The sequence below is a fragment of the Archangium sp. genome, assembly GCF_045802675.1.
Lineage (GTDB): Bacteria > Myxococcota > Myxococcia > Myxococcales > Myxococcaceae > Archangium.
This window is the reverse complement of record NZ_JBJMQO010000002.1, coordinates 15,135-27,196: the sequence shown is the minus strand read 5'-3', so window position 1 is coordinate 27,196 and position 12,062 is coordinate 15,135. Positions and strand designations below refer to the sequence as shown.

11 protein-coding genes are annotated in these 12,062 nt (G+C 71.1%); 4 read left to right on the top strand and 7 right to left on the bottom strand.

Translation table 11 applies throughout. From position 1 onward, the window contains the following. Positions 1-7 precede the first annotated feature (7 nt). The 5 genes from ACJ8AN_RS00160 to ACJ8AN_RS00140 all read right to left on the bottom strand — a co-directional run bounded on the left by ACJ8AN_RS00160 (position 8) and on the right by ACJ8AN_RS00140 (position 4,599). On the bottom strand, positions 8-736 hold the full coding sequence (locus ACJ8AN_RS00160; protein WP_407753119.1) for an immunity 52 family protein: 729 nt from the start codon (positions 734-736) through the stop codon (positions 8-10). A 12-nt stretch (positions 737-748) separates the two neighbouring features. Then, the gene (locus ACJ8AN_RS00155; RefSeq protein ID WP_407753118.1) at positions 749-2,503 is read right to left on the bottom strand and encodes a Tox-REase-5 domain-containing protein; all 1,755 of its coding nucleotides are present in this window, start codon (positions 2,501-2,503) and stop codon (positions 749-751) included. Between the two features lie 190 nt (positions 2,504-2,693). Next, entirely contained in the window at positions 2,694-3,233 is a 540-nt protein-coding gene (locus ACJ8AN_RS00150) for a DUF6496 domain-containing protein (RefSeq protein WP_407753117.1), read from the bottom strand. Positions 3,234-3,332: 99 nt separating this feature from the next. Continuing rightward, a complete protein-coding gene (locus ACJ8AN_RS00145) occupies positions 3,333-4,232 on the bottom strand; it encodes a hypothetical protein (protein ID WP_407753116.1) in 900 nt (299 codons plus the stop codon). Further along, positions 4,207-4,599, bottom strand: coding sequence for a response regulator (locus ACJ8AN_RS00140; protein ID WP_407753115.1), 393 nt, complete (start codon positions 4,597-4,599; stop codon positions 4,207-4,209). The genes ACJ8AN_RS00145 and ACJ8AN_RS00140 overlap by 26 nt, the downstream gene beginning before the upstream one ends. 280 nt (positions 4,600-4,879) lie before the next feature. On the opposite strand from ACJ8AN_RS00140, the gene ACJ8AN_RS00135 reads away from it, so the two are divergent. The 4 genes from ACJ8AN_RS00135 (at position 4,880) to ACJ8AN_RS00120 (ending at position 8,955) form a co-directional block, all read left to right on the top strand. Beyond that, positions 4,880-5,332, top strand: a complete 453-nt coding sequence (locus tag ACJ8AN_RS00135) for a Fur family transcriptional regulator (protein ID WP_407753114.1) — start codon at positions 4,880-4,882, stop codon at positions 5,330-5,332. A gap of 149 nt (positions 5,333-5,481) precedes the next feature. Beyond that, a complete protein-coding gene (locus ACJ8AN_RS00130) occupies positions 5,482-6,090 on the top strand; it encodes a hypothetical protein (protein WP_407753113.1) in 609 nt (202 codons plus the stop codon). Positions 6,091-6,310: 220 nt separating this feature from the next. Then, on the top strand, positions 6,311-7,741 hold the full coding sequence (locus ACJ8AN_RS00125) for a hypothetical protein (RefSeq protein WP_407753112.1): 1,431 nt from the start codon (positions 6,311-6,313) through the stop codon (positions 7,739-7,741). A gap of 302 nt (positions 7,742-8,043) precedes the next feature. After that, positions 8,044-8,955, top strand: coding sequence for a metallophosphoesterase (locus ACJ8AN_RS00120; RefSeq protein ID WP_407753111.1), 912 nt, complete (start codon positions 8,044-8,046; stop codon positions 8,953-8,955). 35 nt (positions 8,956-8,990) lie between these two features. Here the strand turns inward: ACJ8AN_RS00120 and ACJ8AN_RS00115 are convergent, their stop codons facing one another. Both ACJ8AN_RS00115 and ACJ8AN_RS00110 read right to left on the bottom strand, forming a co-directional pair. Then, the gene (locus tag ACJ8AN_RS00115) at positions 8,991-9,923 is read right to left on the bottom strand and encodes a DUF72 domain-containing protein (protein WP_407753110.1); all 933 of its coding nucleotides are present in this window, start codon (positions 9,921-9,923) and stop codon (positions 8,991-8,993) included. Positions 9,924-10,006: 83 nt separating this feature from the next. Then, the gene (locus tag ACJ8AN_RS00110) at positions 10,007-11,917 is read right to left on the bottom strand and encodes a PAS domain-containing protein (RefSeq protein ID WP_407753109.1); all 1,911 of its coding nucleotides are present in this window, start codon (positions 11,915-11,917) and stop codon (positions 10,007-10,009) included. Between the last annotated feature and the right edge of the window lie 145 nt (positions 11,918-12,062).

Genomic DNA, 12,062 nt, shown 5'->3' with positions numbered 1-12,062 from the left:
GACTGGTCTACGAAGGAAAGGGACCGTAATCACCGTACCCCTTGAGCACTCCCGCCTGCTCGAGCAACGCGCGCACCTGGTCAGCCAGGGCGACGTGCTCGGGGTTGTCCGTGTTGAAGCGCTCGGGGGTGAGGACGATGAGCGAGCCCTGGTCCTCCACCGGCTCGACGCGCACCGGGGCGGGCAGCGGTGGCACCTCGCCCCTGCGGCGTGACAAGTACATGAGCCAACCCGTGCGAGGATGGCCGCCGGGTTCGTCGCGGATGTCCTGGTAGGCGTGCGAGATGACTCCACCCCAGTCCGGCTCCCAGGCCAGGACCATGGCACGCATTACCTCGATCAGCACGGGGGCCGTCAGCACGCGTTGCTCTTCGGGACCCGCGTAGGGCAGGTCGACCAGGCACGAATTGGGTGTGGGACCGAAAGCGGAGCCACAACTGAGTGACACCACGCCGCCGTGCCCGTTTTCCGCGTGTCCCGTCCAGGCGCTGAAACTGAATCCCAACTTCCCCTCGTTGTACTTCCTGCTCTTGAAGAAGCGCAGGAATGTCTCATACGAGGGCTCGAACTGGAGTTGCAGCGCCTTCTTGAGCGAGTTGGCCTGCTCGAACCAGCGGGCGTAGATGGGGTCGCACAGGGAGAGCAGACGGAAGAAGCGCTCCGCGCGCCGTGCGCACTCCTCCGCTGACTCCTTGCGCTCCGGCCAATAGACACCCGCGTAGAAAATCTCTCTCATGAACTCACAGGACTATGGCGGCGTGTAGACCACGTCAATTCTCTGGATATCCGCCTCATTGAAGAGTTTCTTGAGGATGTCGACCATCCGGGGCTCGGCCACGTGCCAGCGAATGGGGATGCCGTTGGCCACGTTGCTCTGCCGCCGGGCCTGCATGACGAGCCGCTTCGCCCCCTTGAAATACCGCTTGGGCTTGAGGTCCGCACCAAAGTGCCTGTCATAGCCCTGGCCCTTGGTCTCCAGCAGGACGCCCGTCACGGGGTCTCTACCGTCGAAGTCGGCCTTCTCGCCATCGCGGAAGACGCGGTACACCCAGCCGGCGGGCGCCTTCGTCACCTGGTGCTGGAAGTTGCGTGAGCGCACGGACATGGCCTCGTTCTTGGGCACCCACTGGCCGGGCCCGCCCACCGGAGGCGTCCACGAGGGGCCCGGGCCCGCCGCCGCCACGCCCACCGCCGCCATGTGCAGCACGTACGTGGCACTGAGCGCCTCCCCCGCCACGGTGAGCGTCCGCCCGGGAATGGCCACCAGCCGCAACGCCAGCGCGCCCTCCCGCGTCAGCGACAGCACGGGCACCGACAGCCGGCTCAGCCCACTGCTCCACGAGGCCGCCGCCGCCGCGCCCTCGCCCGCCGTCCCCACCATCAGCAGCACGTGCGTGGTGAGGCGGGAAACGAGGCGCACCCGCTCGCCCCGGGGCGCGCGCAGGAAGGCCTCCCGGTACTCGGGTGCGTGCTGGAGCAGCGCGCGCACCGCGCCGGGCAAGCGCGCCAGGCCCTCCAGCGAGTCCACCGGGTGCACCACGGCCTGGAGCAGGCCCCCCACCACGTCCCCCAGCGCCTGCCCTGCCCCCTCCAGTGCCGGCAGCAGCACGCCGTTGTCCGGCACGTAGAGGCCCAGCGGTACCGCGCCCTGGGGCACCTCCAACTCCGAGTCCACCGGCCACAGCTGCCCGTCCTCAATGGCGTAGAAGGGGCCCACCTCGTAGCGGCCCGCGCGTGGGAGGCCGTCCCCGCCCAGCCGCACCTCACCCGCCTTCTGCATCGCCTCGCCCGTGACGGGCCGCACCAGGTAGCCGTCGGGCCGCAGCACCAGCAGCCGGTGGAAGCGGTCCATGCGCGCATGCAACTGCTCGCGCGTCACGAGCTCCGCGCCCGTGGCCACCTCCAGCAGCAGGTGCACCGCCATGCGCCGCCGGGCGAAGTCTCCCAGCGTCCCCTCCGCGTTCAGCACGTGCGGCAGCAACCGCAGCGCCTGCTCGGGAGACAGGGTGCTCCCGTCCACCGGCAGCGCATCGGCGGGCACGCCCACGTGCTGCAGCAGGCCCTGGAAGTAGTCCAGGCTCATGGGCACCGGGTAGGAGCGTCCGTCCCCCACACCGTCCGGCCAACCCCCCGGGCCCGCGCCCCTCTCCTCCCGCGGCGCGTCCCCGCCTTCCGTCACCGGGTGGCGCGCCCCGAAGCCAGGCGGAGTTCCGGCGAAAGCCTCCCCGGCTCCGGCGGAGCCCACCTCCTCGTCGGCGTCGTCCTCCGGGTCATCGTCCTCGTCGGCGGGGCTCGCGTCCGTGGGCCCCGAGGCGCGGGAGGCGTCGGCCTGGGGCGTCTGCGGCCGTGCACGGGCGGGGCGCGTGCCCGCGTGGCGCAGGCCCGGTAAGAGCCCCCCAGGAGGAGCGCCGGTGGCGCATCCAGCCAGCAGCACCAGGGCGGCCAGTACAGCGGCCAGGCTCCTGCGCTCACGTGGACGGGAGACGGGAGAAGGGGCGGGCATGGCGGGCCTCGGGAGAGCGCGACGCTCCAGAGCCTACCTGCGGGGGCACATATGCGGCACCTCACGTGGGAGGGCGTTCCCGCCCGGGTGACGGGAAGCGTCTCCACGAGATGCAACAAGTCCTGTCCTGCGCCTGGACCAGGCCTCCGGGGTGGCCCGCCTCGGGGGCCACCGCGCTCGACCGGTCGGGCTACTTCTTCGCGCGAGACGAGGTGCGGCCCCGGGCCGGGGAGGAGCCCCGGCGGGTGGTGCCCGCGCGTGCCGTCTTCTGGGGGGCCGTCTTCTTGGCGGCCGTCTTCGCGCGGCCGGTGCGTCCGGCGGCGGCGGTGCGGCTCCCCGTCTTGGACTTCGCTCCCCGGGTGGTGGTGGCCGCGCGCGACACGGTGGCGCGGCGCGAGGTGGCGCGGCCGGTGGTGCCCGAGCGGCGGCCCGTCGAGGGGCTCTTCTTGTCGCTCAGCTCTCCCTCCTCCTGGCCGAGACGCCAGGAGCTCCCGGCGCTCTGGCGCGTCTTGCGCTTCGCCTGGCCGGGGCCGGGAGGAGGCAGGTCCACGCCGGCGCGCCGGGCCTTGGACAGGCCGATGGCGATGGCCTGCTGGCGCGACTCGGAGCCGTGCTTGCCCTCCTTCATGTGGTGCATCTCCTCGCGGACGAATTCTCCCGCCTGCGTGGTGGCCTGCTTCCCGCTGCGCTTGTCCTGGCGCGCGCGCTCGAGGGTCTGCTTCGCCGGCATGTGGAAGTCCTTTCGTGGGGTTCGCGGCCAGAAGGTGGGGACGGAGCGTGGGGTTGACAAGAGGCGACTGTCAGCCGGACGTCGCGAGCCCGACGCAACTCACTGCCGGCGGCGCTCCAGCTCGCGCGCGAGGTCCTCCTCCAGGTGCTGGAGTATGGCCTCGGCGTCGAAGGACTCGTCGCCCTCGCGCCACACCACCAGCGGATCCGCGATGCCCAGGCGTTGCGCGAGCGAGCGCAGCCGCTCCATGGAGCGCTCCATGGGGGCCAGCGAGGGCGCCACCTCGGGGTAGCGCTTGCGCAGCAGGGCGAGCCCCAGCTCCAGCGACTGCAGGGGCGTGTTGGTGGCGTCGCGCACCGCGAGGAAGAGCCGGGCCAGACGCTCGAGGGCCTCGGCCTGGGCGCGGGCCTCGCGCAGCTCGAGCTCGATGTGGAAGGTGCGCACCCGGTAGGCCAGCAGCGCGAGCCCCACGCCCCCGTAGACGAGCGTCCCCCAGGGCTCCCACGGCGAGCGCACACCGGGGTGGTGGCCGAGCCCCAGCGCGTACCAGAGCACCACCGCCTCCAGGGCGAAGGAGGCGATCAACCCGCCCCCGAGCCACAGCCCGGTGGGCGCGAGCACGCCCAGCACCAGCATCACCAGCCGGTGGCCCGTCATGGGCACCCAGAGGAGCCCCGAGCCGGCCATGGCCTGCTCGGCCAGGGCGAAGAGGGGGAGGAAGGGCAGCACGGCGCCCGCGAAGCAGGCCTCCAGCCACCCCGCGCGCAGCCGCTCGCGCCGCGCGAGCAGCACGCCCAGCAGCCCCAGCGTCCAGAGCGCGTGCAGCGCGCGCAGCACCGGCAGCAGCGGGGCGTGGAACACCTCGTAGTCGATGAAGACGTAGGCCAGCTCCGTCAGGGAGACGAGCGCGCAGCCCAGCCCCGTGCCGCGCCAGGTGCGGGCCCACAGCTCCTCCTCCACCCGCCCGAGGGCTCTAGGACTGGCGCGTGCCGGTTCCATCGGACGCGTCCCCCACCAGCGCCAGCAGGGCGCCCGACCCGATGGGCTTGGAGAGCACCTGGACGCTCTCGAGCTCCAGGGCCTCGCGCACCAGCGGGTGGGAGCGCGCGTGGCCGGTGAGGAACACCGTCTTCCCGGGGAAGGCGTTGTCCTGCAACCACCGGTACGCGTCCAGTCCGCTCGGCACGCCGGCCCCGAGGTTGATGTCCAGCAGGGCCAGCCCGCACCCGAGCGCCTCGGGGCCCTTGCGGCGCAGCTCCTCCAGCGAGCCGGCGCTCACGCACACGTCCGCTCCGGACAGCGACAGCAGCTCGCAGAGGATGGACCTCAAGTCACCGTCATCCTCGAGGACCAGCACTCGCAGCACTTCCCCTCCTCCGCGTCTCCCGGGCCCCGCGAGCGTCCGACGCCTCGCCCCACGCGCGCAAGCCCCCGCGCTCCTCCTGTGTCCAATGCCTGTCCACCGCAACCCCCATACAGATGCAATCGCATTACGTGGAACCCCGTATGGCCGGAGTCCCGTGCGAAGCCGCCCGGCCGGACCCTCGGCGGCCGGAGTGTTCCGCGGGGGGTCCATGAGAGGAGAATCCCTCATTTGATGAGCAAGTGGGATGCAACTTTTAGCGAGTTACGTTATGCGGAGCACGATGGCCGCACGCAAGAACACACACCAACCCAAGCTCGTTGACTATCAAGATCGCCTCCGCGCCGCGGGGCTGCGGAGCACGTCCCCCCGCGTGGCGGTGCTGCGCGAGTTGGACTCGGCGACCGCGCCCCGCAGCCACGCGGACCTGGTGGAGGCGCTGGGCGAGGAGGGCTACGACCGCGTCACCATCTACCGCAACCTCACGGACCTGACCGAGGCCGGACTGGTGATGCGCGCCGACCTGGGTGACCACGTGTGGCGCTTCGAGCTGCGGCGCGGCCCGACGAACTCGCACCAGGGCACGCACCCGCACTTCACGTGCACCGACTGTGGCTCCGTCGCCTGCCTGCCCGCCGAGTCCGTCCGGATTACGCCGGCCAGGGGAGCGCCCAGGTCCGTGTCCGCACGCTCGGTGGACATCCAGCTGCGCGGCGTGTGTGACCGCTGCGTTTAAGCGCGCCCACGCCTCCCGGCCAGTCCCTCACGCCCGCCCGCCCGCTCCTCGTACGACGTCCCGAGCCCTGGAGGCCCGAGGTTGGCGTCAATCCCTCTCAACCCCACCATTTTCCGGCAGGTATCCACACGGAAGATGGAGGGGTCATCATGAAGAAGCTCCTGGCCGCACTGGTCCTCACCTTGAGCACGGCTGCCCTGGCGCAGTCGGACGTGGACTCGAAGGCTCAGCAGGAGAGCCAGAAGAACGACACCAGCCGGATGAAGACGGGCATCGACTCCACGGAGGTGCTGCCCCAGCTGAGCGGCGCCAAGGCGGAGAAGGGCCAGCCGGCCGACGTCGACCTGATGAACAAGGCCCACGCCTTCAACGTGAAGGGCATCGTCACCAAGGCATCCGGCGGGGACATCACCCTGTCGCGCCAGACCGACAAGCTGCCGGACGTGAAGCTGGACGTGCGTGACCAGACGAAGGTGATGCTGGACGGCAAGAAGGTGGCGCTGGGCGACATTCCCGAGGGCGCCCAGGTGCGCGCCAGCTTCCAGCTCGACGGCGACAACGCGGTGGCCCTGGACGTCAACGCCACCAGCCCCAAGGGCGTGGCGACTGGCGGGAAGAAGAGCGTGAAGAAGGAGACCAAGGACACCAAGGGCACGACGGCCCCGGCCCCGGCTCCGGCTCCGGCGCCTGACACCCAGCAGGGCACCACGGGTACGCAGCACGACACCATGGGTACCCAGCCCGCGCCCAAGCCGTAACACCTGACTGTCCCTCCGTGGACGCAGCCGGGCCCGTTTCCCTCGCCGGGGAACGGGCCCGGTCGCTTCCGGCGCTCGCGAGGGAACGCGCGGTGAAAGCCGTTTCCCTCCGTGGCACCGCGTGCGTCCCGCGTGCTCCCCCGTCCGACCCACCCTCGCGGGTACGGCGATTGCTCTCCCCGGGGTGTTTCGCAACGGGCCCGAGGAGGCTGGGAGAGACATGCGCAGACTGTTGGGGGCGTGGGCGTTGGGAGCGGTGGTGGCCTGGGGTTGTGGCGGCACGGCGGACGAGCCGAGCGCGCCTGGAACGGGCGAGGACACGTCGCATCGCGTGGAGCCGACGCCGCCGGCGGAGCCCCCGCCACCGGGCGTGGAGCCCACGCCGCCACCGGTGGTGGACCCGAAGCCGGACCCCAAGCCTCCTCCCGGGCCGGACCCCGTGCCGACGGTGGGGCCGTGGCCCAACGAGGCGGTGGTGAACTACTCGAGCCGCTACGGGATTGGCGCGGTGCGAGGCGTGGCGGTGGATGAGGCGTACAACCTCTGGCTGCTGGACGGGGACCGCATCGGCGTGCTGCGTCCGGGGGACAGCGCGCCGCGGTGGACGAGCGGCGTGGGCCAGGCGGCGCCGGGCTTCGGGCCCGAGAAGCTGGCGATGGGCTCCACCGTCATCTGCGGAGGCAGCGCGGGCCGCGCCTACGTGGGCTACCACACGTACGAACTGGACGGCGCCTTCATCTACAGCCCGGATGGCAGCAACTTCCCCGGCTACAACGACCCGGACCCGGCGCGCTTCGATCCCGTGCGCTACCAGGAGTACCAGAAGGGTGACCTGGACGTGGTGCGGCTGCAGCCAGACGGGAGCGTGGCGCTCGAGACGCACCTGAGCCGCTCGGCGCGCAGCAACGGGCCGCAGGACATCGGCATCCGCAACACGAACGACCACCACTTCGACGAGGACCGCTCGGTGCTCAGCTGCGTGAAGGTGATGCGCGGCAAGCACCGGGGCGAGGTCTACATCGGCACGAACCACGGCGTGACGCGGATTCAAGGGCTCACCTACAACAGCCACCGGCACCCGGTGTGGTTCAAGACGAAGCCGGACGGCGGCAAGACGCAGATGGCCGGCTACACGTACGCGCTGGGCATCGGGCGCAACGGGGACGTGCTCATCGGCAACGACTGGAGCCTGGGGGTGGTGACACCCTCGGAGGCGCTGGCGGACTGGGACAAGGTCGTCGACTCGCTCAACCCGGAGAAGCTCAACTCCTACCTGCGCGAGCTCAACGGCGAGGAGGAGATGGACTACTGGCGGGGCATCCAGCAGACGGCGGACGGGCTCTACTACGTGGCGAGCAAGGACTACGGCCTGTGGCAGCTGCTCATCCCGCGCCGCTCCGAGGCGCACGGCGTGAAGGTGTCGGGGATGCCGACGGACCACGTGAACGCGCTGGCGGCGACGGATGACGGCTCGCTCTTCATCGGCACGGAGGGCTTCGGGCTGTGGAGGCTGGACGCGAAGAAGCAGCTCAGCCACGTGGAGGGAGTGGACGGGGTGGTGGTGGAGCAACTGGTGTACGACCCGACGGTGAAGCCGGCGATGCTCTACGTGCTCACCAACAAGGGCCTGACCGTGCTCCGAGGCCCCTGAGCTGAGCGCCCCCTCCCTCGCCCTCCGTGGGGGTGGGGGTCGTGCGGCCCCCGGGTCCACCACCGGGGGGCCGCGTCATTTCAGGCAGACACGTCCGGGCGACGAGGTTCGCGGGCCGCTCGGACACCGGACCACCGTTCCGGGTTCCCGCAGCGAGGAATATTCGAGAGCGCTTCGGCCTTTACCTTCCGCCCGCTGACATCGGTTGCTGACCGAGCGGGCGGACCTGGGACGCTGACTCGTCGCGCGTGGCCGGTGTCCTCTACAATCGAAAGCCGTCTCCGACCGACGGAAGGATACTCATGCCCCTGGGACTCGCCCGCCGCCGTGCCGCCTCGCAGACCGCCGAGGCGCTCTCCGCCCCCGCTCATGGTGCCCACCGGCAGGCCATGAAGCGCAACGAGCTGAGGGTGGCCTCTCCGGATCCGCTGAGGCCGGAGGCGAGGCTGCGCTGGAGGGACCACTTCACGCTGTCGGAGAACGTGCTGCACGTGCCGGGCATGCACCGCGAGCACGACGGGCTGCGGATTGCGCACCTCTCGGACATCCACGTGGGACAGGCGACGTCGGCGGTGCGCATCCGCCGGGCGGTGGCCGAGGTGAACGCGCGCAACCCGGACGTGGTGTTCCTCACGGGCGACTACGTCACGCACAGCCCCAAGCCGCTGCCGCGAGTGATTGAGCTGCTGGCGGGCTTCAGCAGCCCGGTCTTCGCGGTGCTGGGCAACCATGACCACTGGGTGGACGCGCACTACCTGCGCTCGGGCTTCGAGCGCCTGGGCTACACGGTGTTGCAGAACGAGCACCGCGTGGTGCACGTGCGTGGGGCGCCGCTGACGGTGCTGGGCATCGACGATGGGCGCACGGGCCGCGACGACGTGGAGGCCACCTTCCGGGGGGCGCCCGAGTCGGGCACGCGGCTGGTGCTCACGCACGCGCCGCCGACGGTGGACAAGCTGCCGCCGCACGCCAACCTGGTGCAGTTCTCCGGGCACACGCACGGCGGCCAGTTCCTGGTGCGCGGCCTCACCGAGGCCATCTTCCGGCGCGCGGGCCAGCCCTACATCCAGGGCCACTACAACGTGCGCGGCAACCAGCTGTACGTGAACATGGGGCTGGGCTTCGGCTTCGGCGGGCCGTACCTGCGCCGCGGCACCTACCCCGAGGTGGCCTTCTTCACGCTGCGCTCCACCGACGCGACGGCCACGCACTGAGCTCCCGCCCGCGGGGTACGCGGGAGGCACGGCCCTCACTCCGTGGGCCGGGCCCGCTTCAACTGCCGGAGGAGCTCGCGCGCGTTCTGGAGCGCGTAGCCCTCGCGATCGTTGTTGAAGTAGGCCCAGACGCGCTTCGCGCCGCTCTCGCGGATGCGGCGTACCCAGACGGCCAGCTCCTCCTTCGAGTAGTCGTGGCGGTACCAGCGCGTCGTGCCGTGGAAGCGCACGTAGACGTCATCGGCCGTGCGCACGAGCGCGTCGGGCAGGCGCGGGCCGCTGCACGAGCAGAAGATGACGTTGGCCTCGCGGAACGCGTCGTACACCCGCTCGTTCCACCAGCTCTTGTGGCGGAACTCGACGACGTTGCACCGCGACGGCTCGAGCTGGGCGAGGATCGTCTTCAACCGGGCCGGCGAGTAGTGGTAGCTGGGTGGCAACTGGAACAGGAAGCACCCCATGCGAGGGCCGAGCAGGTCGGCGATGTGCCCGAAGTCCCGCACGAGCGTCTTGGTGCCGGTGAAGCGCTTCACGTGGGTAATCAGCTCGGACACCTTCACGGTGTAGACGAACTGGCGGCGCCCCGCCTGCCGCACCCAGGTGTTCACGGTCGCCACCGTGGGCCAGGCGTAGAAGGGGGCGTTGAGCTCCACGGTCTTGAAGTGGCTCGCGTAGTGCTCGAACCACCGGCTGCTCGGCAGCCCCTGTGGATAGAAGCAGTCCCGCCAGTGCCAGTAGAACCACCCCGAGCAGCCGACGTGAAGCTCCGGCTGACCGGCCTTCGGCTTCCGCTTCGTCGTCTTCGTGGCGGCAACGCCCTGCCCGGCGAGCTCCCGCTCATGGGCAAGACGCGCCTCGTGCATCCGCTTCGCGCGGCCGACGTTCTGCTCGCGCTGCTTCTCGCGCCGGGCCTGCCGCCGGGCCCGCCGCTCGAGAATGCGCTGACGCTCCGCTTCCGCTTCGGTCACGTGCGGCAGGCTATGCATCGCACGGCCTGCACGCAGCGAGCGTGGAGCCGCTGGCGAGGCTTCGCTCACCACCTGTCAGAAGCTCAGGCGGTGTGCGTCGTCTCCGGCTCCTGGCTTCCGCTCGGGGCCGCCGGGCGCGAGTCGCGGGGCAGGTAGACGGAGAACGTCGTCCCCTCCTCCGTCGAGCGCACCGACACCCGGCCTCCGTGGGCCTCGACGAGCTCGCGCACGATGAACAGCCCCAGCCCCAGTCCGCGGCTCCGCCCGCTCCGGCCCACTCCCTGCCGGAAGGGGTCGAAGAGCGTGGCCAGCTGGTGACTCGGAATGGGCGAGCCCGGGTTGGTTATCTCCAGCACCTGCCGCTCCGGCTCGGCCACGCACCGCACGTAGACCGAGCCCTTGAGGTCCCCATGCTCCAGCGCGTTGCCCACCAGGTTGATCACCACCTGCGCCAGCCGCTCCGGATCCCAGATGCCCTCGCCCTCGCCCTCGGTCTCCAGGAGGATGCTGCGCCCCGGGTGCACCGCCATCAGCTCCTCCACCACCTGCTGGCACACCGTGGGCAGGTTCGCCGGCACCAGGTTCAGCGGAATCCCCCCGGACAGCCTTGCCCGCGTCAGGTCGAGGATGTCCGAGATCATGTTCCCCATGCGTGACGCGCTCGCCTCAATGCGCTGCGCCAGCTGTTGCTGCGCCGGAGGCAGGCCCCGCCGCCGCATCGAGCGCGCCGACAGCGAGATGGCGTTGAGCGGGTTGCGCAAGTCGTGCCCGAGGATTCCGATGAAGCGCTCGCGGAACTGCGCCTCCTCCTGCATGCGCTCCACCGTGCGCTTGCGCTCGGTGATGTCCATCATCGAGCCGATCATCCGCGCCGTGCGCCCCTTCGCGTCGCGCGCCACCAGCCCCCGGTCCAGCACGTGCGCGTAGGTGCCGTCCTTGCGCCGGAAGCGGTACTCGGCCATCCACGACTCGCCGCCCGACTCCAACACGTGGTCCAGGCTGCTGAGCACCATCTCCCGGTCCTCCGGGTGGATCTGCTCCTGCCACCAGACGAGGCCGCCCATCTCCTCGGGCGGGTAGCCCAGCACCGCATGGCTCGCCTCGCCCCAGTGGATGTGGTCGCTGGCGGGGTGCCAGTCCCAGAGCAAGTCATTGGTGGCCCAGGCCGCCAGCCGGTAGCGCTCCTCGGCCTCGCGCAGCGCCGCCTGGGCGTGCGCGCGCTCGGTGCAGTCCATCACCACGCCCAGCATCCGCGTGGGCCGGCCCGGCTCGCGCAACGTCTGCCCCACCAGCTCGTAGCAGCGCACGGTGCCGTCGCGCCACGCCCCATGGAACTGGAAGGTGTAGGGGCCCTCGGCGCGCAGGCCCTGCATGAAGGCCTCGGCCACGCGCTCGCGCTCCTCGGGCAGCACGCGCTCCAGGAAGAGCTCCAGCGACTCGCCTGGCCCTCCCGGCGCCTGGCCGAAGAAGTCCTCCGCGTTGGGGGACCAGACGAGCGCGAGCCGCGCCTCGGACCACTCCCACGTCACCATCCGCGCCGTCTCGAGCGCCAGCCGCAGGTGCTCCTCGCGCGCCCGAGCGGCCCGCTCCCGCTCCAGCTCCTCGCGCAGCGCACGCCGCTCCAGGTGCAGCTCGGTGATGTCCGAGAGCCAGAGCGCCAGGCCCTCGCCCTCCTTCACCGCCCGGGCGCGGAACCAGCACTCCGAGCCCTCACCGCGGCAGTGCAGCTCGAAGGACAGCGCCGTGCCCGAGTCCACCACGCCGGCCAGGGCGACGGGCCCGGGCAGGCCCACCACCCCGCTCCATCCGGACAGCGCCGGCCCCAGACGCAGGGTCCGTACGAGCGCCTCGGCCGCCGCGTTGAGCGCCGTCGACTGGAAATCGAGCAGCCCGCGGGAGTCCTCCCGGACGGGCTCGAAGAGAATGCACGGGTCCGGACACTCGGCTGGCAGCCGGCGCGCGAGCTCGGGCCCTGGAAACCAGGTTGAGGTCATGCACTTCCCCCCCGGCACCTGCGCCCCCGGTGGACTGGGACGTTGGGGGAACAAGAGCGGACGGGCAGTATGCCATGACCCTCCCGGTGTCGGCCATGACCTCCCGGACATTGCCCTCCGGGACGGGCCAGGTGCCCGATTTCCG